General features: G+C 42.7%; 23 protein-coding genes. 15 read left to right on the forward strand and 8 right to left on the reverse strand.

Annotated features, from left to right (window positions below; genetic code table 11):
* Positions 1-45 precede the first annotated feature (45 nt).
* On the reverse strand, positions 46-474 hold the full coding sequence (locus tag FTU91_RS05865) for a Cd(II)/Pb(II)-responsive transcriptional regulator (protein ID WP_180081350.1): 429 nt from the start codon (positions 472-474) through the stop codon (positions 46-48).
* A gap of 82 nt (positions 475-556) precedes the next feature.
* Between FTU91_RS05865 and FTU91_RS05870 the strand changes: the two genes are divergently transcribed.
* Positions 557-1,192, forward strand: a complete 636-nt coding sequence (locus tag FTU91_RS05870; protein ID WP_180081352.1) for a cation transporter — start codon at positions 557-559, stop codon at positions 1,190-1,192.
* Positions 1,193-1,252: 60 nt separating this feature from the next.
* Here the strand turns inward: FTU91_RS05870 and FTU91_RS05875 are convergent, their stop codons facing one another.
* Positions 1,253-2,032 carry a ferredoxin--NADP reductase gene (locus tag FTU91_RS05875; protein WP_005236496.1) on the reverse strand — a complete coding sequence of 260 codons (780 nt, stop codon included), beginning with the start codon at positions 2,030-2,032 and terminating at the stop codon, positions 1,253-1,255.
* Between the two features lie 105 nt (positions 2,033-2,137).
* On the opposite strand from FTU91_RS05875, the gene tsaA reads away from it, so the two are divergent.
* On the forward strand, positions 2,138-2,860 hold the full coding sequence (gene tsaA / locus FTU91_RS05880; RefSeq protein ID WP_180081354.1) for a tRNA (N6-threonylcarbamoyladenosine(37)-N6)-methyltransferase TrmO: 723 nt from the start codon (positions 2,138-2,140) through the stop codon (positions 2,858-2,860).
* Here tsaA and FTU91_RS05885 read toward each other — a convergent pair.
* Positions 2,857-4,107: a DUF4010 domain-containing protein gene (locus FTU91_RS05885; protein WP_218944735.1), complete on the reverse strand. Its 1,251-nt coding sequence runs from the start codon at positions 4,105-4,107 to the stop codon at positions 2,857-2,859. The two genes, tsaA and FTU91_RS05885, sit on opposite strands and share 4 nt — an antisense overlap.
* 258 nt (positions 4,108-4,365) lie before the next feature.
* Here FTU91_RS05885 and FTU91_RS05890 point away from each other — a divergent pair, with 258 nt between their 5' ends.
* The 4 genes from FTU91_RS05890 to FTU91_RS05905 all read left to right on the forward strand — a co-directional run bounded on the left by FTU91_RS05890 (position 4,366) and on the right by FTU91_RS05905 (position 8,733).
* The gene (locus FTU91_RS05890; RefSeq protein ID WP_180081356.1) at positions 4,366-6,123 is read left to right on the forward strand and encodes a GspE/PulE family protein; all 1,758 of its coding nucleotides are present in this window, start codon (positions 4,366-4,368) and stop codon (positions 6,121-6,123) included.
* A 98-nt stretch (positions 6,124-6,221) separates the two neighbouring features.
* Positions 6,222-6,584, forward strand: a complete 363-nt coding sequence (locus tag FTU91_RS05895) for a NirD/YgiW/YdeI family stress tolerance protein (protein WP_180081358.1) — start codon at positions 6,222-6,224, stop codon at positions 6,582-6,584.
* A gap of 144 nt (positions 6,585-6,728) precedes the next feature.
* Positions 6,729-7,388, forward strand: coding sequence for a response regulator transcription factor (locus FTU91_RS05900; protein WP_086195626.1), 660 nt, complete (start codon positions 6,729-6,731; stop codon positions 7,386-7,388).
* 1 nt (position 7,389) lies between these two features.
* Positions 7,390-8,733, forward strand: a complete 1,344-nt coding sequence (locus tag FTU91_RS05905; protein ID WP_180081360.1) for a HAMP domain-containing sensor histidine kinase — start codon at positions 7,390-7,392, stop codon at positions 8,731-8,733.
* A gap of 63 nt (positions 8,734-8,796) precedes the next feature.
* Here the strand turns inward: FTU91_RS05905 and hemP are convergent, their stop codons facing one another.
* Complete coding sequence (hemP, locus tag FTU91_RS05910) at positions 8,797-8,967, reverse strand: hemin uptake protein HemP (RefSeq protein ID WP_180043905.1); 171 nt, start codon at positions 8,965-8,967, stop codon at positions 8,797-8,799.
* A gap of 139 nt (positions 8,968-9,106) precedes the next feature.
* Between hemP and FTU91_RS05915 the strand changes: the two genes are divergently transcribed.
* Positions 9,107-10,006: a thiamine phosphate synthase gene (locus FTU91_RS05915; protein ID WP_180081362.1), complete on the forward strand. Its 900-nt coding sequence runs from the start codon at positions 9,107-9,109 to the stop codon at positions 10,004-10,006.
* A gap of 50 nt (positions 10,007-10,056) precedes the next feature.
* On the opposite strand, the gene FTU91_RS05920 is transcribed toward FTU91_RS05915, so the two are convergent.
* Together FTU91_RS05920 and mrcB are read right to left on the reverse strand one after the other, a co-directional pair.
* Complete coding sequence (locus FTU91_RS05920) at positions 10,057-10,623, reverse strand: tetratricopeptide repeat protein (protein WP_180081364.1); 567 nt, start codon at positions 10,621-10,623, stop codon at positions 10,057-10,059.
* Positions 10,624-10,638: 15 nt separating this feature from the next.
* Positions 10,639-13,032, reverse strand: coding sequence for a penicillin-binding protein 1B (mrcB, locus tag FTU91_RS05925; RefSeq protein ID WP_180081377.1), 2,394 nt, complete (start codon positions 13,030-13,032; stop codon positions 10,639-10,641).
* 446 nt (positions 13,033-13,478) lie between these two features.
* On the opposite strand from mrcB, the gene FTU91_RS05930 reads away from it, so the two are divergent.
* Together FTU91_RS05930 and FTU91_RS05935 are read left to right on the forward strand one after the other, a co-directional pair.
* Positions 13,479-14,384, forward strand: coding sequence for an NAD(+) kinase (locus FTU91_RS05930; RefSeq protein ID WP_180041853.1), 906 nt, complete (start codon positions 13,479-13,481; stop codon positions 14,382-14,384).
* A 3-nt stretch (positions 14,385-14,387) separates the two neighbouring features.
* Positions 14,388-14,660: a YeaC family protein gene (locus FTU91_RS05935; protein ID WP_086195677.1), complete on the forward strand. Its 273-nt coding sequence runs from the start codon at positions 14,388-14,390 to the stop codon at positions 14,658-14,660.
* Positions 14,661-14,931: 271 nt separating this feature from the next.
* Here the strand turns inward: FTU91_RS05935 and FTU91_RS05940 are convergent, their stop codons facing one another.
* Entirely contained in the window at positions 14,932-15,936 is a 1,005-nt protein-coding gene (locus FTU91_RS05940; RefSeq protein ID WP_180081366.1) for a glycosyl transferase family protein, read from the reverse strand.
* Between the two features lie 431 nt (positions 15,937-16,367).
* Here FTU91_RS05940 and FTU91_RS05945 point away from each other — a divergent pair, with 431 nt between their 5' ends.
* Together FTU91_RS05945 and FTU91_RS05950 are read left to right on the forward strand one after the other, a co-directional pair.
* Positions 16,368-17,714 (forward strand): dicarboxylate/amino acid:cation symporter, encoded by a 1,347-nt coding sequence (locus tag FTU91_RS05945; protein ID WP_180081368.1) that lies wholly within the window; start codon positions 16,368-16,370, stop codon positions 17,712-17,714.
* A gap of 150 nt (positions 17,715-17,864) precedes the next feature.
* Positions 17,865-19,007 carry an acyl-CoA dehydrogenase family protein gene (locus FTU91_RS05950; protein WP_180081370.1) on the forward strand — a complete coding sequence of 381 codons (1,143 nt, stop codon included), beginning with the start codon at positions 17,865-17,867 and terminating at the stop codon, positions 19,005-19,007.
* A 93-nt stretch (positions 19,008-19,100) separates the two neighbouring features.
* Here the strand turns inward: FTU91_RS05950 and FTU91_RS05955 are convergent, their stop codons facing one another.
* Positions 19,101-19,619 (reverse strand): type 1 glutamine amidotransferase domain-containing protein, encoded by a 519-nt coding sequence (locus FTU91_RS05955; RefSeq protein ID WP_086195616.1) that lies wholly within the window; start codon positions 19,617-19,619, stop codon positions 19,101-19,103.
* A gap of 759 nt (positions 19,620-20,378) precedes the next feature.
* Between FTU91_RS05955 and pheA the strand changes: the two genes are divergently transcribed.
* The 4 genes from pheA to FTU91_RS05975 all read left to right on the forward strand — a co-directional run bounded on the left by pheA (position 20,379) and on the right by FTU91_RS05975 (position 25,407).
* Positions 20,379-21,488: a prephenate dehydratase gene (gene pheA / locus FTU91_RS05960; protein ID WP_086195615.1), complete on the forward strand. Its 1,110-nt coding sequence runs from the start codon at positions 20,379-20,381 to the stop codon at positions 21,486-21,488.
* 75 nt (positions 21,489-21,563) lie between these two features.
* Positions 21,564-22,670 (forward strand): histidinol-phosphate transaminase, encoded by a 1,107-nt coding sequence (gene hisC / locus FTU91_RS05965; RefSeq protein ID WP_180081372.1) that lies wholly within the window; start codon positions 21,564-21,566, stop codon positions 22,668-22,670.
* 3 nt (positions 22,671-22,673) lie between these two features.
* Positions 22,674-24,920, forward strand: coding sequence for a bifunctional prephenate dehydrogenase/3-phosphoshikimate 1-carboxyvinyltransferase (locus FTU91_RS05970; protein WP_180081373.1), 2,247 nt, complete (start codon positions 22,674-22,676; stop codon positions 24,918-24,920).
* Between the two features lie 109 nt (positions 24,921-25,029).
* Complete coding sequence (locus FTU91_RS05975; RefSeq protein ID WP_180041840.1) at positions 25,030-25,407, forward strand: hypothetical protein; 378 nt, start codon at positions 25,030-25,032, stop codon at positions 25,405-25,407.
* The last annotated feature ends 172 nt before the right edge of the window (positions 25,408-25,579 follow it).

Consider the following 25,579-nt stretch of genomic DNA (forward strand, 5'->3'; position numbering starts at 1 on the left):
ATGGCTTAATTGTATGGATTTAAAAATTAGATTCAACCCAGTAAATTAGTTGGATATTTCCTTATTTTCGGCTTCGAGTTGTTTTAAAATCTGGCAACTGTCAATGGTTTTGGTGCTACTGCAAGAGCCGCGTAGCTGGATGAGCTGTTGTTGAAATTTTTGTAATTCTATAATTTTATCAGTGACTTGTTTAATATGTTGTTCAATTAGCTGATTCACTGCATGGCAGCTTTGCGAGGGCTGCTGTTCTAGTTCAAGCAAGGCTTCAATCTCGCTGAGTGAAATATCGAGCGTGCGACAGCGTTTAATAAACATCAGTCGTTTGAATGTATTTTCATCATAATAGCGATAATTATTGTCGCCACGAAAGCTGGGTTGGAGCAGATTTTTCTTCTCATAAAAACGGATCGTGTCAGTGCTGAGCTGGGTTTTATTGGCTAATTCTTTAATTAAATAATATTTAGGTGTATTCATGCTTGACCTTGGAGTTACTCCATAGTTTTGAATAACAATAATACAAACAAGGTTTTAAATAAAGTCATAGAGGTGGTGAAAAATGGCATGTACTTGCAGTCATGAACCTGCACCGCAAAAGCCACATAGTAAATTTCGGACTGCTTTGTGGATTGCGCTCATTATTAATATTGTGATGTTTATCGTAGAATTGATTGGAGGAGCATATGCCCATTCATCGGCATTGTGGGCAGATGCACTCGATTTCTTTGGGGATGCGGTGAACTATGGGGTATCACTTGCCGTATTGGGTGCAAGCCTATACTGGCGTGCTACGGTGGCGTTGTTAAAAGGCGCGACCATGGCGCTGTTTGGTTTCGTGGTTATGGGTAAAGCTATTTATGCCTATCTACAAGGTATTCCGCCTGAAGCCATGACTATGGGGGCAATTGGTCTGCTTGCTTTAATTGCCAATGTCACTGCGGCAGTGATTTTATATGCCTTTCGTGATGGTGATTCAAATATGCAGTCGGTCTGGCTGTGTAGCCGTAATGATGCCATTGGTAATGTCGCGGTGATTTTGGCTGCCGTCGGTGTGTTTGGTACAGGGAGCATGTGGCCTGATATTGTCGTCGCTTTAATTATGGCAAGTTTAGGTTTAACAGCAGGATATCAAGTCATTCAAAAATCTTTACAAGAGCGCAAAGAGAATAAGCCTTTTGTACATGCATCTGAGTAATTAAAGGAAAAAGTCAAAAAAACCGAGCTACTAAGCCCGGTTTTTTATATTCAGGGAATCTTATTTTTCAACGAATGCACGTTCAATTACGTAGTCGCCTAGAACACCCATACGTGGAGATTCTTTTAGACCATGCTGATCAAGAAGAGCAGCTACGTCGTCCAGGAATGCCGGGCTACCGCAAAGCATGGCACGGTCAGTTTCCGGGTTGAAACGTGGCAGACCGATTTTTTCGAACAATTGACCAGATTCAATGGCAGTGGTTACACGACCTTGAGTATGGAACTCTTCACGAGTTACAGTTGGGTAATACACTAATTTTTCTTTAGCACCTAACTCACCAAAGAATTCATGGTTTGGAATTTCGTTGAGAATCAAATCTTGGTAAGCCAATTCTGAGATAAAACGTGTACCGTGAACCACGATGATTTTTTCGAAACGTTCGTAAGTTTCAGGGTCACGAATCACAGACAGGAATGGAGCAAGACCAGTACCAGAAGAAAGAAGGTACAAGTTTTTACCCGGGTTCAAATCGTCCAGAACCAAAGTACCTGTAGGTTTTTTAGAAACCAGAATTTCGTCACCCACTTTTACTTTTTGCAGAATAGAAGTTAAAGGACCATCTGGAACTTTAATAGAGAAAAACTCGAGTTCTTCTTCGTAGTTAGCACTTGCAATTGAATAAGCGCGCATTAAAGGCTTACCATTCACTTCAAGACCGATCATCACAAATTGTCCGTTTTTAAAACGCAATGCAGTGTCACGAGTGGTTTTAAAAGAGAATAAAGTGTCATTCCAGTGGTGGACGTGAGTAATCTTTTCGACGTTGAAAGCAGCCATTAAAGGTCTCAATAAGTTATCAAATTAGAACAGCTTACTATTCTAATCTAAAAACATTCTCGATAAACTGAATATATTTAATTGAACTTATCAGAAAAAGTGATTATGACTGAGCTTAAAATGCCAATAATCGGGTATATGAGATCGCCCTATAAAGAAAAATTTGGCATTCCACGCCAACCCAATCTGGTACAGGTTGAGTCCTATATTGAGATGGTTGAACCTTATAATGATTTGTCAGCTTTTGAAGGGATTGAGGAATTTAGTCATCTCTGGCTGTTGTGGCAGTTTCATGAAAATAAAAATCAGAAAGAAAGTCAAAAGTTTAGACCACAAGTGCGTCCGCCGCGCCTAGGGGGAAATACAAAAATCGGGGTATTTGCAACACGCAGTATGTACCGTCCATCACCGATAGGTCTATCCGTTGTCCAGCTGAAAACAGTGAAAAAAGTTGGCAAGTCTGTACATGTGTATGTGACAGGGAGCGATCTTCTGGATGGCACACCGATTGTCGATATTAAACCTTATATCCAATATTCAGATGCTGTGGTTACGGCGCAAAGTGGTTATGCACAGGATGAACCTGAACGACATTCTGTGATCTGGACAGAAAATGCCGAACAGCAAAAGCAAGATTTAATGAAAGGCCACAGGTTAAATAGTCAAATTGTGAATGAACTGGAACAGGTTTTATCGCTCGATCCAAGGCCGGCTTATCAAAATGATGCGGAGCGGATTTATAAAATGAAGTTTGCTGATTTTGATATCAGTTTCAGGGTGGACTTGGATGGCATTACAGTCATAGAAATTGTTGAACTTTCAGCTTAATGTTGTACCAGCCACCAAAGTACACCGATCAAAACAGCCATATGCAGAATTTGTATAGGTGCAAAATAAAGTGCAAATTTTAATCCTCCGCTTATGGCTGCATTAATGCATTTAGAAACGGCATGAGCACCCAGACCTAACATCATTGCATAGAGCAAGCTGGCATTTGTCGGTTCACCCTGAATCACTACAGCGGCTGCAGCGGCATGAATTTCAAACAGTGAAGCCAGCAGTGTACCTGCAATTAATCCGGAATCACCCAGTAAGAGTTCTAGGCCATGTACACCGGCCTGAATGACCGTTAATGTCCCTGCAATAATGGCTGCTTCTTTTAGACTGAACATGGCACTATCTACAGGTTCTGTTTCTTCGACAGGCCCTGCTTTACGTAAAAGCCAGTAAGCGCACAGTGCTAAAATGCTGATGGCAATGAGCGAGGGAAATATCAGCAGCTTTAGCCAGATTAAGGAGACTCCTCCTACCACAATCAATAAAAGTACCAAAGTGGATATACATGACATCAGTGCTGCACCGGCATTGGATCGGGCATCGGCTTCTTCATTGCGTACTTGTATACCTAAATGTGCAATCATTGCTGTACTGGAAACAAATCCGGAAGCAATTGCAGAAAGTATGAGAGCTTTCTTACTTGAAAGTAAACGTTTGGCAATATGTGCCAATGCTTGTACGACAAGAATCAGGGTGAGCAGTTTTAAAATAATATGCGGATTAAGCACGTTGCCCCATAAAGGCGTATCAGGGGTCAGCGGTAAAGCGATTAAAATTAGGGCCAGTAAAAATACACCATCTTTAAGTTCTGCCCCGGTAATCCATTTTCCAGCAATCCCGTGCATGGACTGTTTCATCATTAAAATGAAGGTCAGTATCACAGAGAGACTGGCAGCCAGCGTAATATTCCACACACACAGCGCACCAATGAAATAAGTCATGACAAAAGCCAGTTCGGTGGTAACCCCGGGATCTTGCAGCTGGTTTTTAAGGGAGAAAATACCGATACCGCCAACAATCAGTGCACCAATCACGCCAAAGATATCGCCAAAAGCAAAACACAAGGCTCCCAGTAGAGCGCAGATTGCGAATGAGCGAACCCCGGCAAAGCTATGCTGATTTTCACGTTGCTTGCTACGTTCACGTTCCAGACCAATCAGCAAGCCACAGCCCAATGCTGCTGCCATAATCATCAGCAAGGCTTGAAATGATGTACTTTGAAGGGGCAGATTCAGCATATTATTCACAGTGAAAATCCAGTTATCGGGTTATGCATATTCAGCTGCTGAATTAAACAGCATATTCGGCATTATTGGCTATAAATGTCCGAAAGTAAAAGCATAATGCTGATGAAAAACAGCTATAGTTTATTTTGCAGTAAACGGTTATATAAATCAGTTTAGAAAAAGATATGGGGATATCTTTTTCTAACAACGGACTGAAGCGAGATGATCTTTAGTTTGTTATAGTGTGTGAATGTTTTGGGGCATATAATAATGAAGTTTAATTTTGAAATGGATACATCTTGGTGTCTGGAACAACTACAAAAAGATGGACGTATTACCGAACGTAACAAGCTACTGATCCAAACTACACACCGTCAACGTGAGCAACTGAAATGGCATCCCTTGCAGTGGATCGCACATTTTAATCTGGTCGATCAGGCGCATCCACAATCGACCTTAACCTTAAACCGCTTGTGCCAGTGGATTGCAGACAAAGCCAATATTCCTTTTTATATTATTGATCCCTTGAAGGCCGATGTTGGTGCTTTGACCAATATCATGTCGCAAGAATTTGCGGTGCGTAATAAAATTCTGGCCGTCGAAATTCAGCCGGACAAAGTCCTGATAGCCACCGATCAACCGTTTAAAACGGAATGGGTGGCCAATCTTGAACATAGTATTGCCCCGAAAAAAATTCAGCGTGTACTGCTCAGCCCTGATCAATTACAGCGCTATCTGGTGGAATATTATCAGGTGAGCCGGGCGGTTAATTCATCGCAAAAAAACAGTGCTTATGACCGTGATAACAAAGGCGTAGAAGCACTATTGCAACTGGGCGATACGCAAAACCCGGATGCCAATGACCAACATATTGTCAAGCTGGTGGATTGGGTGTTGCAGTTTGCCTTTGAACAGGGTGCCAGTGATATTCATCTGGAACCCCGTAAAGATACCGGCAAGGTGCGTTTCCGTATTGATGGGGTATTGCATACCATTTATAAAATGCCGGCCAATACCCTGACCGCCGTGATTTCGCGCATTAAAATTTTAGGCCGCATGAATGTGGCGGAAAAACGCAAACCGCAAGATGGCCGTTTAAAAACCCGTACGCCTAAAGGACAGGAAACTGAGTTACGTCTATCCACCTTGCCGACGGCCTTTGGCGAAAAAATGGTGATGCGTATTTTTGACCCGGAAGTGTTGGTACGCAGTTTTCAGCAGCTCGGTTTTGAAGGCGGGTTACTGAATGATTGGCAGGCTTTAACTGCACACAGTCATGGCATTATTTTAGTCACGGGTCCGACCGGTTCAGGCAAAACTACCACACTGTATTCGTCACTCAAACAGCTGGCGACTGAAGAAGTCAATGTTTGCACCATTGAAGATCCGATCGAGATGCTGGAACCGAGCTTTAACCAGATGCAGGTGAATCAGGGGATTGATTTAAGTTTTGCCGACGGTGTGCGTGCGCTGATGCGTCAAGACCCGGATATCATTATGGTCGGCGAGATTCGTGATCAGGATACCGCCAATATGGCGATTCAGGCCGCATTAACCGGTCACCTGGTGTTATCCACCTTGCATACCAATGATGCACCATCCAGTCTGACCCGACTGCATGATTTAGGGGTACAGCCCTTTTTAACTTCAGCCACGATTTTAGGTGTACTGGCACAGCGTCTGGTACGTAAACTTTGCCCGCATTGCAAACAGGAAACCTTTATTAATGAACAGGAATGGAAGCATTTAACCTTTGATTATGTACTGGAAATGCCAAACTTCGTATTTCAGGCGGTGGGTTGTGAAGAATGTCGCCATACCGGCTATAAAGGACGTGTCGGCATTTATGAGTTTATGCCTTTAAGCCTTGCGACCAAACAGCTGATTGGTGCAGATGCGACTTTAAACCAGCTCCGTGATCAGGCGAAAAAAGAAGGGATTGAGCCGTTACGTATCGCGGGGGCGCGCAAAGTGCTGGCAGGGATGACCACGCTGGAAGAGGTGTTACGCGTTGTTCCACTGAATTGAAATACTGTTTGAAAATGAAGCTATCTTAAGATTCACCTCATCTTGATTTGTTTTAATCATGCTATTGAAATGAGCAACAACTTAATGAGGGTTTGAGCATGAACATGATTTCTAAAATAGCTTTAATGACTGCTTTGGTCGGTGCAACAACATTCGCCGTGGCAAATACTACCGTAAATCAAGCTGCAATTGCACCACAAAAAGCCACTACGGTTAAACAGGCTTTAACTTTAAAAGATGACAGTAAGGTACAGCTTAAAGGCTATGTGGTAAAAGCAGTCGGGGATGAAAAATACCAGTTTCGTGATAATACCGGCACCATGACCGTCGAGATTGACGATGAGTTATGGCAAGGTAAACCCGTAAATGCCAAAATGCCAGTGACCATCATCGGTGAAGTTGACATCGATTACAAACCGGCTAAACGTGTTGAAATTGATGTGGATGCCATCCGTTTTTAAGTGATGCCATGATAGATCAAGATGTAAGAGATTCTTCCTGATTTCTCCCCAAAACCACATGCATGTCATGTGGTTTTTTTGCAATCATGTGGTTTAAAAAACTGTTATCTTAAACAAAAACATATCCAGACATGAGAACAAGACATGCGAATCTTACTGGCAGAGGATGATGCTTCCCAAGCAGAAAGCATCAAAACATGGTTGGAAATGGATGGCTACAATATTGACTGGGTGGAACGTGGCGATCATGCCATTTTAGCCATTGAACAGCATCAATATGACTGTATTCTGCTCGATCGTGGGCTACCCAAAGCCAGTGGCGATGACATTCTTAAAGCTCTACGTGCGCATCAGCAACAAACCCCTGTGATTTTTATTACCGCGCGGGACAGTATTCATGACCGTGTTGAAGGGCTGGATTTGGGTGCCAATGATTATCTGGTTAAGCCTTTTAGCCTGGAAGAACTTTCTGCGCGTGTACGTTCGCAATTACGCCAGCATCAAAGCAGTGCCGGACAATATCTGCGCTATGCAAATTTAGTCCTCGATCCACAGGCCAAAACGCTTATTCAGGATGGAAAGACCGTCAATTTAACCGCCAAAGAGTTTCAGATTTTACATAAACTAATGCAAAAGCCGGAGCATGTAATTACCCGTGAACAGCTGGAAGAATCACTTTATGCTTGGGGCGATGAAATAGAAAGCAATGCCATAGAAGTGTTTATCTATCAATTGCGTAAAAAGATTGGCAGCCAGTATATCAAGACCCTTCGTGGTTTGGGCTATCGCATGAGTCAGGGTTAGTATGTCAAAAGCCATTTCTCTACAAACCAGGTTAATCAAGACCTCATTATTCAGTTCCATGTTGGCTGGGGTTTTGGCCTTGCTGCTTTTTGTGGGGATTTCCCTGTACCAGACCATGCAGGTACAAGACCAGATCATGGATGAAATTGCAGATATGCTGTTGATTTCAGATGTAAGTACGAGTTCAGGACAACAGGTCGATGAACTCAGTGATGAATTTGACATTCAATACCAGTTAAAAGATCAGCAACAGGTGCTGAGCGAATCAGAAAATTTCCATTTGGACCATCTGTCTTCAACGTTCAAAAATAATGCCGATGAAGGTTATGATCTGATTTGGCACGATCAGCAGTTGTGGCGTATCTACACCTCGCAAAATCCTGAACTGAATACTTCGGTATTGCTATTGCAGCCGATGGGAGAGCGCTTTAAAGCTTTGGCTCAAAATGTCATGGGCTATGGCCTGATTTTAATTGTGCTCTGGTTCATTCAGTGGCTGATTTTACATTTTGCCGTGAAACGCCAATTTAAAGTCATTCATCAACTGTCCAGAGAAATTTCAGCTAAAAGTGCGGATGATCTCGCACCGATTCAGCAGCAAGTACCCGAGTTAAAAGAATTACAGCCGATGGTATGGCAGCTGAACCAGTTATTACAGCGGCTTGAACAATCTCTGGTGGCAGAACAGCGTTTTACTGCAGATGCTTCGCATGAATTACGTTCGCCCTTATCGGCTATTCAAATGCGTTTGCAGGTACTGAAACGTAAATATCCGGAACTCGACCAAGACTTGGCGAGTATTCAAAATGATGTCAACCGTGGTACACAGGTGTTAGAAAACTTGCTGTTACTGGCACGACTGGACCCGGCCCATACGGGTCAACTGCCCAAGTCTGAAATGGATATGAACAGGGTGATCAATGAGGTCTTGCAAGCCTTACAGCCCTTTGCAGCCGAGAAAAATATTCAAATCCAGACACAATTCGCCGAAAATCTAGTGATTACTGGCAATGACAAACTCATTTTCAGTTGCCTGCGCAATCTGCTTGACAATGCCATCCGTTATGCTGGGCAAAATGGTCATGTATGGATTGAGATGCAGCACAAGCAATCATACATCAGCATCGTGATTGAAGATGATGGACAAGCTGTGACAGAAGATGTTTTAGAACGACTGGGTGAGCGCTTTTATCGGGCATTGGGTACCAAGACACAAGGTTCAGGACTGGGGCTGTCGATTTGTAAAAAGATTATTGAATTACATACCGGTGAAATTCATTTTTCTCGATCAGTACATGGTGGATTAAAAGTTGAGCTGCAATTTCCGGTGCATATCCAGCGTTAAAAAGCAGTATGTTTGCGATCATACTGCTTGTTTCCACGTTTATTATTGTTGAGTGAATTATTTTTATTTGGTCAGAATAAGACGATTGTTACGGGTTAAACGTAGACGGTATTCTTCTCCGGCATGCATAATCCTGATTTCTCGTCCCAGAGCAAACAGGTTGTTCGAGTGCAGCATGGGAAGTGAGTGAGCTGTATCGTTATTACGGGTAAATAGGCTAAATGGTGCGTTCATTCCGTCGATTCCGTGGTAGGTATTAAATTATTTAAATGATAATCATTATCAAATAATTCTGTCAATTAATTATTTAAGATTTTATAAAAAACTTAAATTTGCTTACACTCTGTAATATTTTCATGCCGAGGAACAGGGAATGTTTAAACCCATCATTGATGTTGCCATTGCAATTTTACTCCATCAGAACAATGTGCTGGTCGGCTGGCGTGAAGCGAAACAGCATCAGGGCAATAAACATGAATTTCCGGGAGGAAAAGTGGAGGAGGGTGAAACGCCTTTGGCGGCATGCCGCCGTGAAATTTATGAAGAAGTGGGAATTGGTCTGCATGAATGGCATGCCTTTGATGTGATTGTTCATGAATATGATGATGTAATCGTCAAGCTGCATTTATTTCATGCCGTTGTACCGACTGCTTTATTGAATGAAATTCAACAGCCGTGGAGCTGGTACAGCCGTGAAGAATTGTTGAATCTAAATTTCCCTAAAGCCAATTTAGCCATAATTCAGCGCCTGTATTGGCCCCATCAGATTAAAATTTCAGCGCAGCTGGATGATTTGGCACAGTTAAAACAGGATCAGTTGTTATATTGGCGTGTCGAGGGAACTCAGCAGCAGCTCACGGAACTGGCTAAGCGCAGTGTGGAGCATTTATCTCAGCTGATTGTCAATGTTGATATTTTTGAACAATTAAACTTGATTCAACAGCAAGCCATTTCCGCCATTCATTTAAAACAGCCACAACTGATGGCATTAAAGCCGGGTGATTTGCAGATCGGTAAACGTTACATTGCGGCATGTCATGATTTGGCTTCAATGCAACAGGCGCAAAACATCGGTTGTGATGCAATCTTGCTGAGTCCGGTTCTGCCTACAGCCACCCATCCAGAAGCTGTAGCATTGGGATGGGAACAGTTCAAGTGCTGGGTTTCACAGGTCGATATACCGGTTTTTGCCTTGGGCGGCATGCAGGCGGGTGATCTTGCCATTGCTAAAGAGCAGGGTGGCTATGGCATTGCCGGAATGAGATTTTTATAAAACAAAGACAGAGGATGTATTGAGACGATCGGTTCAATATCTCCTCAAGTTTATAAGCCTTGCAGGGCTTTTTGCGCTTGTTGAATGGTTTTTTGATCTTTTTGCTGTTGTGCAGCTTTTAAAATGACCTGCCAAAGCTGTTTCTTCATCGCATTGGTTTGTGCATAACTAAGCCCGCGTTGTGCCAAAGCTTGAGCATTTGCTGGCCGATTCTTTTTATTGGCAATCAGGGCCAGATACAAGAAGGTTTCAGCGGATTGCGGCGCAAGGCGTTGAGCTTGCAATGCCGCAGCTTCAGCTTCATTCCATTGCCCTTGCTTATAGGCGAGTTGAGTTTTTTGCATGAGCTTTTGAAATACAGGTAGCTGGCGGCCATCATCAAACTGCTGTTTGCTCTGTTGTTCAGGAACAATCACCTGCATCTTTTTACGTTGAATTTCTTCACGTTCATAAGGGGTAATGACCACGCCTGCAGGGGTTTTAATGTCCCGCTTTTCTGTCTGGGCAGGTCTTGGTGGCTGTTTGCTCTCGGGAGCAGGCAGGTTTTGACAGCCCGCCAAAGCGATCAAGCTCAGAATAATCAGCCCGTGTTTATGCCGTTTAGATTGCCTGTTCATGCTCAATTATCACCCTTAATTGTTATAACTACCGCTTGAAATGACCTGATTGGTAGAACCATCGTTCTGGGTTTCAGTCTCACTTTCACGAATATAGTTACCAATACTATCGTTTTGATCTACGGGTGTCTGATTGTTTTCAGTATTAGGTGTGTCAGCAGGTTCTACCTGATAATGCGGTATACCACAACCGGTGGCCTGACGTGGCATGTTACTGCGTAGTAAGGGAATGTACATCGCACCTTCACAGCCTTGTGCGGATAGATGACCCGTCGAACGATCAATCCATTGCCATTGCACACTGTCAGTTTGACGCAAGTTAACCGGTTTTTGACGCAACTGTTTCATGACATTAATCCAGACCGGAAGTGCACCTGAAGAACCGGTTAGACCAGTCACCTTGTTATTATCCAGACCCAGCCAGACTACGCTGAGATAATTGCCTGAATAGCCTGCAAACCATGAGTCACGGGTATCATTGGTGGTACCTGATTTGCCTGCCAGTTTCAAGTCGGCAGGGAAAGCGCTATAAGCGGCACGCCCCGTACCTGAGCTCATCACTTGTTGTAGGCCATAGTTTAAGATATAAGCTGCAGAAGCATCGATGGTTTGTTGTGGCGTCAGACCATAACGATCGAGCAGGCGTCCATTGGAATCGACCACTGAGCGAATGGACTTGATAGGATATTTGAAACCGCCGGTTGCAAAATTGCCGTAAATACTCATCACTTCCATCGGTGACATATCAATTGCACCCAGGAAGATCGACGGATAGTTTGGAATATTGGCAGTCACGCCAAATTTTTTCAGATGATTGCTAAAGGTGGAAATACCAAATTCCTGACCCAAACGTACTGCCGCGAGGTTATAGGAGTTTGCCAGGGCTTCTGACATTGGAATAACACCGTGTGCACCACCACTGTAATTCCTAGGCGTCCAGTTTTTACCTTCACTTAAGATGCTGATGGCACTATCTTCAATGGGACTGGCCCAATTATAGCGTCCAGACTCGATTGCACTTAAGTAAATGACCGGTTTAAGCAAGGAACCGACCTGACGTTTTGCATCCAGCGCACGGTTAAAGCCAGTAAAGTCCTGAGTCGAACCTAAAGCGGCAACCAGTTCGCCATTTTCAGGATGAGAGATTAAAACAGCACCTTGCAAATCTTTTAAACGTTGCGGGTTGGCATTGGCCAAATTGGAAACAGATGCTTTAAATGCTTCCTGTACCTTGGTTTGGGCAATCGGGTCCAGCGTGGTAAAGATTTTTAACCCTTGATTGGTCAGGTCGCCTTCCTGATATTCGGTGCGTAGCTGTCGACGTACAATATCCATGAAATCCGGGAAGCGGGCAGGTCCCAAAGTAGGTTTTGCAATGACATTTAATGGTCGTGCAACTTCTCGTTCATACTGTTCTTGGGTCAGATACCCCATCACCAGCATGTTGTGTAACACGATATCGCGACGTTTTTTTGCACCTTCCGGATTTTTCCATGGATTAAACAGGGACGGTCCTTGTACCAGACCGACTAAATAAGCCTGCTGGGCAATATTCAGTTCACGTAGCGGTAAGCCAAAATAAAACTGTGAAGCCAGACCATAGCCATTAATTGAATAATTGCCATTTTGCCCCAGATTCACTTCATTTAAATACGCTTCCAGAATTTCATCTTTGTCATAATGAAGCTCAATCAGCATGGCCATCAGCGCTTCATTGACTTTACGTTTTAAGGTTCTTTCCGGACTTAAATAGAAATTCTTCACCAGCTGCTGGGTCAGGGTAGAACCGCCCTGACGTTTGCCACCAGTGAGATTGCTGACTACAGCACGCGCTGTACCACGAACCGATATGCCATGATGATGATAAAAATTACGGTCTTCTGTTGAGATCAGGGCTTCAATGAGCGGTTTAGGCACATTATTAAGCTTAATCAGCACACGGTCTTCATTATGTTGCGGATAAATTCCGCCAATCAGTAAGGGTTCTAAACGTGCAATGCCGGTAGAAGAAGGTTTGGTTGCACTGACTTCACCAATCTGATTATCATTAAAGGTAACTTTTAACACCTGCTCAGGTTCAACGCTGTCACCAAAGTCGAAGCCGCGGGTATGCACATAGATTGCATCACCGGAGCTTACATAATTGCCGGATTGGGCATAGCTATCAGAACTTTTATAGCCCAGCAGTTTGAGTTCCTGAGAGAAGTCTGTCTGGTTGACCGGCGCATTGCTATAAATTTCCAAAGGACGGGCAAAAACTTTTGCCGGAATGTCCCAGCGTTGACCTTCAAATTTATTGCGTACAATATTATCCATTCGGATTAAATAGATACTAAAAGCTAAGAAGATGCCAATGACTAATATTGAGAAAATAAGGGCCACTAAACCGATACCGCGTTCAGACTTCATCAATGATTATAAGATCCAAATAAATTGTGCTAATCATGCGAAGCTTTTCATTTTTTTGCAATAATTAATCTGTGAATGAAGATAAAATATAACAATAAACCGCACAAAATATTTGTAATGAGTCTTTGATTTTATAAAAGATATTATTTTTAGTATTCAAACCGTATTTGCAAATAAATATGTTCATATTAAAGCAAGTGAACAGCACTATACCTCTGAGTTATTCTACTTAAAGCAATTTTGTAAACCGGGTGGCTTTTAGCATAAAAAATCAGGTTGATTATGGCTTTAAGTTCATGCAAGGCGAACAGATCTGAATTACTGGCTAAAATCAGGTTTAGTTTTTGAAATCACTGGATGGTCAATGCAATCTGAACTTAAAGCTTTTTAAAATGAACAGGGTTAATGCTATGATAGGCAGGAATCGTAGCGGAGCGATGACCTAGGTGCAAATTTCACATAAAACTTTTCGTAACATTGGACTAATAGGACGTCCAGATAAATCCTCCGTCGTGGAAACTTTAAGTCTTATTCATGACCATCTTTTAAGTTTGGGTTTACATCCTGTTTTTGATTCGGAAACAGCAGCCCTCGTCCCTTATAGCAATACGCAAACGGTAAGCCGCAGTTTACTGGGTGAAGTGGTGGATTTGGTCATTGTGGTCGGTGGTGACGGTTCTTTGCTGCATGCCGCACGAGCCCTGGTCAGACATAATACCCCTGTCATTGGGGTCAACCGTGGGCGTTTGGGCTTTTTAACCGATATCAAGCCGACTGAGGTTATTTTTAAGCTGGATCAGGTGCTTAAAGGCGAATTTCAGCTCGACCGCCGTTTCTTGCTGGAAATGGAAATCCGCTCCAAAGGTGAAAGCATTTATGATGCGATTGCCTTGAATGATGTGGTTTTACATTCCGGCAAGTCGGTTCATATGATTGACTTTGAACTGAATATTGACGGTCAATATGTCTATCGTCAGCATAGTGACGGTTTGATTGTTTCGACGCCTACCGGCTCTACCGCTTATGCACTTTCTGGTGGTGGACCGATTGTCCATCCGAGTATGGATGCCATCTCTTTGGTGCCGATGCACCCGCATACTTTGTCTTCACGCCCGATTGTGGTCGGTGGACATAGTGAAATTAAGATTATCATTCGTGAAAACCGTGTTTTACCGATGGTCAGTGCCGATGGTCAACACAGCGTTTCACTCAGTGTCGGGGATAGCTTGCATATCCGCAAACATCCATTTAAATTGAATTTACTTCATCCACCCGGTTATGATTTTTATATTGCTTGTCGTACCAAGCTGGGCTGGAACCAAGATTTTGACTCTTTACAACAGCAGGATTAAATGATGAATATTGAACAAATGCTGGCCGTACTCGATCCTGAAATTGTTGCGCGTTTAAAGACAGCAGTGGAAATTGGTAAATGGCCGAATGGCGTAGCACTTACTCAAGAGCAGCGTCAAATCTGTATGCAAGCGGTTTATGCTTGGGAAATAAAAAATTTACCTGAGACTGAACGCAGTGGCTATATTGACCGCGGTACCAAAGAAGAAGATGAACACTGCGATTCACATGACCCGCAGCAAGACGAAGAATTCAAGCCGATTCGTTTTGTTTAAATATTTATTTGTAATAAAAAAGACACTGCGGTGTCTTTTTTATATTTTAATTTTTTGAAAGGCGCGATTGTATCTTCCCGATAAACCTCAATTTATAGAAGCTCATTCTGTTACTTTGGATAAGCCCAAAGTAACCAAAGGCATTGCCATTCGCAAAACTCGATTAATAGTGTCATGGGATGAATGTTTCGCAGAACCATTTTTATCAAATGAAGTCCTGCCTCGAACAGTTGCGAATGGCTTTGTCACGTATCCAATACTCTGCATCAAATTAGATTTTAGACTTACGATTTAGCCATAGCTCTTTTGCTTTTAATATCGCCTCTTCATAAGAAGCACAAGCTCCCATCGTGTATAAAGCAATTGCCATGGTTTCAGTGACAGCAATTTCGCCATATTCATGATCTTGCTTGCCTTCCCAAACCGCTTTAAAAACTGCTAAATCCAGTTCTTCTTCAACAGGACTACGGTTTTCAGTTAATTTCGGTAATTCATGTTCGTACAGCTCGCCATTTTTAATCCCACAGATTAAGGTTTTAGCATCCGGATTCCGTTCAAATTCACCACCTTCGCCTTTAATCACTGCACTATTTTGATAGCCCAGTTTAAATGCCGCCTGCTGGTGTGAAGTACGATAAGCCGGATGGAAAATAGCCTGCACTGTAGCTTTGGCATTAAAAGGATTAATTAAACGGGCTAAAGTATGAATAGGTGAGCGCAAGCCCATCACATTACGTAAAGAAATTAGATCGCTCAAAATAGGTGAAATCGCTGCTAAGGGCATATAAGCAAAATTGCGTTGCTGTAACTGCTGTTCCACCTCGCTGTCATTCTGGCAAATTGGATAACCCAGATATTCCAGAACCTGTTCGGTATAAAGGCGATTAATGGTATGTCCAGATGCGCCATGCATCACGACTTTATAGCCGTGTTGTGCCAGGGTCAGCGCTGCCAATAAGAACCAGGGATAATGTTTGCGTTTGCCAGCATAAGATGACCAGTCCAGATCCACATCTAAAGCTTTAAAACTGAGCTGATCACGGGTGGCTTGTACAAAACCGGCCAGCTCATCGACAGACTCTTCTTTAACACGCAGTAGCATGAGGAAAGCCCCCAGTTGAACATCCAAAACCTCATTTTTCAGGATCATGCTGAATGCCTGATAGGCTTCGTCAAAAGTCAGCGAACGGGCACCGTTTTTTCCTTTGCCTATAATACGGACATATTGTGCGAAAGGATGTTCAGCATCTTTGTAGATATTTCTTTTGGTTTGCATAAGGAGTATTTCTTGGCAAAGGAAAATAGGATGGATAATAGTTTATAAAGATAAGGTAAATATTTCAGCCTAATTTAAATAAAAGTAACTTTAGTTATTTCGACTAATGTCTAATGAGTAGCGATGGTATTTTAAACAAACTTAACAATATAGACCGCATCAACAAATAAAAATTAGGTAAAATTTAACATTAGGTAAAATTATGTAGATTTGCTTATCAGCATGTGTGACCGAATAGGTGGATTTTTTATAAATTCAATTCATTCATGATGATAAGTTTATGATTTTTTTATATCCCAGTATTTGAGCTTACTCAATACTTTTTGTATGTTCTTTTGTGATGAATACAAAAGGATTAAAGGCTGTGTATTCGTAAGAATAGGCAAAAACTGAATATTTCTAGTGCTGGAAATATCTAAAGAAGTAATGTTATGGCTAAAAAACCAATTTATAAGTCACTGTATTTTCAGGTGATTGTTGCCATCATTTTAGGTGTGATTGTTGGTCATTTTTACCCAAGTTCATCTGTAATCGTTGACGGCGTTAAGCAAAGTGTTCCAGGCTTGGGCGAGCAATTAAAACCATTAGGTGATGCTTTCATTAAGCTCATTAAAATGATTATTGCACCGGTGATTTTCTGTACTGTGGTTAGTGGTATCGCAGGTATGGAAAGCATGAAATCTGTGGGTAAAACAGGTGGTATCGCGCTGCTTTATTTTGAGGTTGTCTCAACACTAGCATTAATTATCGGTTTGCTGGTGATCAATATTGCAAAACCGGGTGTAGGCATGAACATTGATCCTGCATCTTTAGATACTTCAGGTATCGCCAAGTATGTGGAATCCGGTGCATCTCAATCGACCGTTGATTTCTTTATGAACATCATCCCGAATACGGTGGTGGGTGCCTTTGCCGAAGGTGAAATTCTTCAAGTCCTTTTATTTGCATTGCTGTTTGGTTTTGCGTTACATAAATTGGGCGATGCAGGTAAACCGGTCCTTAAATTCATCGATCAAATTTCGCATGTATTCTTCAATATCGTAAACATGATCATGAAACTTGCACCGATCGGTGCGTTCGGTGCGATGGCATTTACGATTGGTAAATATGGTATTGGTTCACTTGCTCAGTTAGCTCAACTCATCATCTGTTTCTATATTACCTGTTTGCTGTTTATCTTCATTGTATTGGGTAGTATTGCGCGTTTCAGTGGTTTTAGTATCCTGAAATTGATTCGTATGATTCGTGAAGAACTCTTGATTGTCCTGGGGACATCATCTTCTGAATCCGTACTTCCACGCATGTTGAAAAAACTGGAAATTGTCGGGTGTGAAAAGTCAGTTGTGGGTCTGGTGATTCCTACCGGTTATTCATTTAACCTAGATGGTACTTCAATCTATTTAACCATGGCTGCAATCTTCATTGCACAGGCAACTAATACTCAGCTTGATTTAGCACATGAAATTACACTTTTAGCGGTGTTGTTGATCTCTTCTAAAGGTGCGGCAGGTGTAACAGGTTCTGGTTTTATTGTCATGGCGGCAACATTGTCTGCTGTAGGAAATATCCCTGTCGCAGGTCTGGCATTGATTCTGGGTATTGACCGTTTCATGTCAGAAGCACGTGCCTTGACCAATCTTGTGGGTAACTCATTGGCAACGATTGTCGTTGCCAAATGGGTCGGTCAATTAGATACAGTTAAATTAAATGAGGCATTAAACAATCCTGAAATGGTTGACCAAAAAATGCAGGAAGAAGCGGCTCAAACACACGCTTAATCGATGCAGATTTAAAAAGGAAGTTACGGCTTCCTTTTTTATTGACCCTAAGGTCATAAAATATAAAGCCTATACGACATGACAGATATCTATAAAGTGGATAGCATGAGAAAGGGACAGAACTACAACAACTCAATATAAGGATGCCGTATGTTGGCTTATGATGCTGATTTAGAATTATTCCGCGACAATTTCAAACGCTTTATGAATGAGCATATTGCTCCACATTATGAACAATGGGAACAGGAAGGCATTATGCCGCGTTCAGTCTGGAACTTGCTGGGTGAAAACGGTTTCCTGTGCGTGGATGTTCCTGAAGAATATGGCGGTTATGGCGTGCCAACCCATTATTCACTGATGCTGGTAGAAGAATCTGCACGTGCCGGATTTAGTGCACTATCCACCGGTATTTCCTGCCACTCTGAAATAGCAGCACCTTATATTTTGCATATTGGGACAGAAGAACAAAAGCAGTACTGGTTACCCAAAATGGTGACGGGTGAAGTGGTAGGGGCGATTGGCATGACGGAGCCGGGTGCCGGTTCAGACTTGCAGGCGATGCGCACCAATGCCATCCTGCAGGGAGATCACTATCTGCTCAATGGTTCCAAAACTTTTATCTCGAATGGTCAACATGCTGACCTGGTGGTTTTGGCAGCAAAAACTGATCCGCAAGCCCGTGCAAAAGGCGTGTCGTTATTGCTTTTAGATACACACCTGGAAGGCTTTAAAAAGGGCACCAACCTCAACAAGATTGGTTTGCATTCACAAGATACTTCTGAACTGTTCTTCGATAATATCAAGGTGCCTAAAGATCAGCTGCTGGGTCAGCCAGGACAAGGTTTTGCCTATTTAATGCAGGAATTACCACGTGAGCGCACCGCGATTGCTGCAACAGCCATTGGTGCTATTCGTGGTTCAATTGATGTCACCATTGCTTATGTCAAAGAACGACAAGCCTTTGGTCAGCCAATTAGCCAGTTCCAGAATACCCGTTTTGTTTTGGCTCAGGCGAAAATTGAGGAACAGGCGACTGCTGCTTTTTATAACCAGAACGTTGAGTTATATATGCAGGGTAAACTGGATGTGGAAACGGCAGCAGCTTTAAAAAGTTTCGCAACCGACATGCAGATGAAAATAGCGGATAAGCTGTTACAGCTGTTTGGTGGCTATGGCTATATGACAGAATATCCAATTTCACGTTTCTTTGTGGATGCCCGTATTCAGCGAATTTACGGCGGAACCAATGAAATTATGAAAGAGATTGTAGCACGTAGCTTATTGGGGCGTTAATTCATGAATAAGACGCTACAATAAAAAAAGAGCTGAATAAATAGAGAGGCACCCTAAAAGCTGGACACCAGGTCTGACTTTGCAGGGTGCTTTTTATTGATTCAAAACCATTAAGCTTTCTTCTATAAACGCAGGTAAATCATCAGGAGAGCGTGATGAGATATACAGATTATTATCGTTGACCACACCAACATCATAATAGACTGCGCCGGCATTAATCAGATCCTTGGCAACCGTTTTAATGGTGGTCATTAAGCGGCCTTTGACGACTTTGGCTGTAATCAGTAACTGCGGACCATAACAAATGCTCAAAATGGGTTTTTCTGCATGGGCAAATTTACGCACAAAATCCACGAAGCGGTCATCGCCACGGAGCCGGTCTGGAGAATAACCGCCAGGAATGAGCAAAGCATCAAAATCATGCACGGTGACATCATCTATACTTTGGTCAATGGTGACGGCTGATTTTCGCTTATGACCATAGACAATATTGCCTGCTTTGTTTTCAATATTTAAAATACTATGCCGTGCTGCACGAAAGGCTTGCACAGGTTCAGAATATTCGACATCTTCAAAATCATGGGTCACTAGCACGGCGATTCTTTTGGACATTATTTTTCTCCGAATTGCTTTGTTCACAGACTATAAATTAAACATTAAACTTTTGTGATGGAGTTTGGTAAAGGACTCTTGCATCTGTAAAATATCTGTAAGTTTACCTGGGTGAGTGTTTTCAAGCATTTGTAAATATTAAAAAATTAAACTAAAAACTTTTGTTTCTACATGTGTCAAATGGTCAGCATGCAAAATTTTTCCGATGATTGATTTTGTTAATTATTTCAAAATGGCTGTGGATTTTTTGACTTTGTATGCGGTCAGATGGGCGTGATTGCGTTTTGTGATGTTATTCATTGCGAGATGAAAAGCTATCCTAGCTATCCAGGTTTGAAGTGACTCCTGAATGTGTTGATCTACAATACCGATCACTGTTGCTTGCAGAACTTGAAGATATTCGACCAGAATCGCTTAATCGAATCTTTGAAAATAAGGAAAATGGCTAAAAATAATTCAGTATTAAGTGTTTTTAACGATGAGCTTATTTGCAAATACCAATAAATTTATTTAGTGAAATGACATAAAATTGCGAGCCAGATTGCTGAATTACAGATGTATAGCCGTGGTGTCTTTTTTAGCGAATTGGCAAAAGCTCAGCAATTTAAAATACTCCGGGCAAAAACATCAGCAATAAAATTGCTGATTAAATCAACTGTATGTTTTTAAGACTGAATCAATCAAAGTCTTATTGCGTAACATTTGAAAGCTAACTATTGTTATACTGTTTGCATAACGTTTTTGAAGGGCAACATAACAATGATCAACGACGATCAAAACACATCGACTTCTCTTGATCTGGCTCAAATCCGTCAGGATATTGATTCTGTAGACCAACAGATTCAACAGCTTATCAATAAAAGAGCAAAACTGGCTGAAGCTGTCGCAAAAGCAAAATTTGCTGCTGAAGAGAATCCATTGTTTTACCGTCCTGAACGTGAAGCACAAGTTTTACGTAATGTTATGCAGCGTAATGAAGGTCCATTGTCTGACGTCACCATGGCGCGTTTATTCCGTGAAATCATGTCTGCGTGTCTGGCACTGGAAGCACCACAAAGTATTGCATTTCTAGGGCCTGTGGGCACTTATACCCATTCAGCAGTATTGAAACATTTTGGTCAGGATGCCATTGTCCGCCCATTGCCTACCATTGATGAAGTGTTCCGTGAAGTCGAAGCGGGCAGTGCACATTATGGTTTGGTGCCGGTAGAAAACTCATCTGAAGGTGTGGTGAACCATACCTTGGATTGTTTTAAATCTTCACACTTGAATGTGATTGGTGAAGTGGAACTGCGTATCCATCACCAGTTTCTGGTGTCCTCCAATACCCGTAAAGACAGCATTAAACAGATTTATGCCCATCAGCAGACCTTGGCACAATGTCGTAAATGGTTAGATGCCCATTATCCAGGCGTGGAACGTGTTGCCTTAAGTTCTAATGCCGAAGCGGCACGCCGTATTCGCAATGAATGGCATTCCGCAGCGATTGCGTCAGAAGTGGCTGCCAATATTTATGACCTGGAAATCCTGCACAGCAATATTGAAGATAATCCGGAAAATACCACTCGTTTCTTGGTAATTGGTCGTGAAAAAGTACCGCCAAGTGGCAATGATAAAACTTCATTATTAATTTCAGCGCATGACCGTGCCGGTGCATTACTGGAAATTCTGGCACCCTTTGCCAAACACAACATCAGTCTAACCAGTATTGAAACCCGTCCTGCATTGCCTGAAAAATGGGCCTATGTATTCTTTATTGATCTGGAAGGCCATATCGAGCAAGAAAATGTCAAAGCGGCAATTGAAGAAATTCGTCCTTTGGTCAAAGAAGTTCGCGTATTGGGTTCATATCCGATCGCAGTTTTATAAATCACTCTGGTGATCGGCTTGATTTTTTAATTTTAGGCTGATTCCTTTTATCACTTGAAATAGCGGAAGAGTAACATGTCGTTTGTCCCTGCCAATGAAGGCATCTCAAAGTTAAAGCCTTATCAACCAGGTAAACCTATTAGTGAACTTGAGCGTGAGTTAGGGATTACTGATATTGTCAAATTAGCCTCAAACGAAAATCCGTTGGGCTGTTCTGATAAAGTCAAACAGGCTGTAGCAGCTGAACTGGCAGAAATTGGTCGCTATCCGGATGGTGGCGGTTTTATCTTGAAAGACCAGATTCAGGCACAATTTGGTGTAACTGCTGACCGTATTACTTTAGGTAATGGGTCAAACGACTTGCTGGAAATGTTTGCCCGCGCATTCGTTTCAGAGAAAGACTCGGTAATTTATAGCCAGCATGCTTTTGCCGTATATGCTTTGGTGACTCAAGCGATTAATGCAGAAGCGATTGAAGTGCCGGCCAAAGGTTTTGCTCACGATCTGGATGCCATGGCAGCAGCAATTAAAGACAATACCAAACTGATCTTTATTGCCAATCCAAATAACCCGACGGGAACCTGGTTTGAAGAAGCCGAATTTGAAGCTTTCATGCAAAAAGTTCCGGGAAATGTCATTGTTGTTCTGGACGAAGCTTATGTGGAATATTTCCCGGAAAACTTCAACAGCCTGAAATTTCTGGAGCAGTATCCAAACCTGATTGTCAGCCGTACCTTGTCTAAATGTTATGGTCTGGCTGCACTGCGTGTTGGTTTTGCCTTGGCATCGCCAGAAGTAACAGATTACCTGAACCGTATTCGTCAGCCATTTAACGTCAATCATCTTGCCATGGTTGCTGCGGTTGCTGCACTCAAGGATGAAGACTTTATCGAGCAATCGCGTGAAGTGAACAAGGCGGGTATGGCACAGCTCGAAGCTGGTTTTAAAGCTTTGGGGCTGAACTATGTACCTTCTCGTGCCAACTTTATTTTGGTCGATGTACAGGCTGATCCAGCACAAACGTTCAATGCCTTGTTAAAAGAAGGCGTAATTGTACGTCCTGTGGGTATTGCAAATCATCTGCGTGTATCGATTGGTACTGAAGCGGAAAATGCCAAATTCCTGACAGCACTGGCGAAAGTACTCGATTTAGCTCCTGATGCGGTAGAGGAAAAAGCCTAAGCCATGTCTCAGCCACTGTTTGAAAAAGTTGCCTTTATTGGACTTGGGCTGATTGGCTCAAGTCTGGCTCGTGTCATCATTGCTGAAAAACTGGCAAAGCAAATTGTTGCCTCAACGCGTTCGCAAAAAACGTTGGATGATGCAAAAGCGCTTGGACTGATTCAAGAGGGCTATAGCAATCCCGTAGATGCGGTGCAAGGTGCAGATCTGGTGGTTTTGGCTTTACCTGTGCGGGCAACGCAAAAGGTGTTAGAAACCATCAAGCCTTATCTGTCAGAGAACACCATCATTACCGATGTGGGCAGTACCAAAGGCAATGTGGTGGATGCAGCCAAAGCCGTATATGGTGAAAACCTGCCGGCAGGTTTTGTTCCGGGTCATCCGATTGCGGGTGCGGAACATACTGGCGTGCATGCAGGTAAGGTTGATTTGTTTGCCAATCATAAAGTCATTTTGACGCCATTACCAAGCAGTGCTGACTGGGCTGTGGATAAACTGGTTCAACTGTGGCAAGCTGCCAAGGCAGAAGTGATTTGTATGGATGTGGACAAGCACGATGAAGTGCTGGCCCATACCAGTCATCTTCCGCATTTAATGGCCTTTAACCTGGTTGAGCAACTGGCCAACCGGGAAGATAATCTGGATATTTTTCGTTATGCCGCTGGGGGCTTTCGTGATTTTTCCCGAATCGCGGCGAGTGACCCGCAAATGTGGCATGACATCTTTTTTGCCAATAAAAAAGCAATTTTAAATGCAGTGGATGGCTTTGAGCAGCAACTGGCTCAAATTCGCAAACTCATTGAAGATGAAAATTCCAAGGCATTGATTGGACTGTTGGAGCATGCACAAGCTGCGCGACAACACTTCAATCATATGCTCGCTAAAAAACCTTTGATGGAGAACGATAACGTGACACAACAATTTACCATTTTGCCGGGTGATAAGACATTTAAAGGTAAATTTACCGTGCCAGGTGACAAATCTGTGTCACACCGCTCCATCATGTTTGGTGCGATTGCTGAAGGAACCACACATGTTAGCGGGTTCCTTGAAGGTGAAGATGCATTGGCAACACTTCAAGCATTCCGTGATATGGGCGTGAGTATTGAAGGGCCTAAAAATGGTGACGTGACTATTCATGGCGTAGGTATGCATGGCCTAAAATCCCCTGCAAGTGCCTTATACATGGGCAACTCGGGTACTTCCATGCGCCTGCTTTCCGGTATGCTCTGTGCACAGAAGTTTGATTCAGTCATGACTGGTGATGCATCCTTGTCAAAGCGTCCAATGGAACGTATTGCTAAACCGTTACGTGAAATGGGAGCACAGATTCAGACTACAGGTGAGCGTGGTACACCGCCCGTTTCCATTACCGGCAATCAAAAGCTTAAAGGTATTCATTACGACTTACCAATGGCTTCGGCTCAGGTGAAATCAGGGATTTTACTGGCGGGCCTTTGGGCAGAAGGGGAAACATCGGTGACTGAACCGGAACCGACCCGTGACCATTCCGAACGTATGCTGCGTGCCTTTGGTTATGAAGTAAAAACTGAGGGTAACCGTATTTCCCTGCAAGGTGGCGGTAAATTGGTCGGTACTGATATTCAGGTTCCATCTGATATTTCATCCGCTGCATTCTTTATGGTGGGTGCTGCCATTACTGAAGGTTCCGATGTCACTTTGGAAGCGGTAGGGATTAACCCGACCCGTACCGGTGTCATTGAAATCCTGAAACAGATGGGTGCAGATTTGACTGTTGAAAACGAACGTATCGCAGGCGGTGAACCGATTGCAGACATTCGTATTCGCGGCACGCGCACCTTAAAAGGTATTCATATGCCGGAAGATCAGGTGCCATTGGCCATTGATGAATTCCCAGCTTTATTTATTGCTGCAGCTTGTGCTGAAGGTCAAACCATTTTGACTGGTGCTGCCGAGCTTCGCGTAAAAGAATCTGACCGTATTCAGGTGATGGCAGATGGCTTGCAGACTATGGGCATTGACTGTACGCCAACAGATGATGGCATCATCATTGAAGGTAAGGGCAAGTCTGGTGACTGGTCTGCAATTTTCACAGGTGGTGAAATTGAATCGCATCATGACCACCGTATTGCCATGAGTTTTTCCATGGCGGGCTTGCGTACTTCCGGCGAAATTAAAATTATTGGCACCGAAACTGTAGCAACCAGTTTCCCAACTTTCACTGAGTTGGCCAATCAAGCTGGTTTAGCCATTCAAGTCAGTGAATAATTAGTCTAATTTTGTGTATTTGTTAAACAACAGCCAAGCTTTTGCTTGGCTGTTTTGTTTTTATTGCTTATGCTAAAACCATACAACAATAATGTCTTTGGATACACAGATGAGAAAATTAGAATTTACTGCAAACTGTGAAAAGCATAATCATGTGTCACAGCAAACGAATGACTGCCATGTGACTCAGGAATATGTTGCAGATTTATTGTCTAAAGAACTCGGTCAATACGGTTTCCAGACCTTGTCGCAAAGTGGTGATCAGGTTGCGGTAAGTGTAGACAATCAATCTTTGCCATTATCTGTCACCTGCCAGAGTCGTGATGCAGAAGGGCACCTGGTCTGCGAGATTACTTCTTACCCAGCTGAAGATCAGGACTGGCTAGATCGTATTACGGAACAAAGTTTATTGAATCAATTGGCCCAAGCAGTAGAAAATACCTTAAAAGAAGACGAATCTTTTAGTGGTTTTACATGGAAAGGTTAAATATTTATTTTGACCCCATGAGTAAACCAAGAGGAGGGCTTAGCCCACTGCTGTCCCACAATTTTTATAAGAGGAAGCTCACATGAGCTTCCTCTTGTTTGATGGGGATTTTATCGGGTGAAAATAACGCTTTTAAGGTTTTTATTTCAAATAAATTCACCTGAATTATTCT

This window comes from Acinetobacter sp. YH12201 (assembly GCF_013418145.1).
Classification (GTDB): Bacteria; Pseudomonadota; Gammaproteobacteria; order Pseudomonadales; family Moraxellaceae; genus Acinetobacter.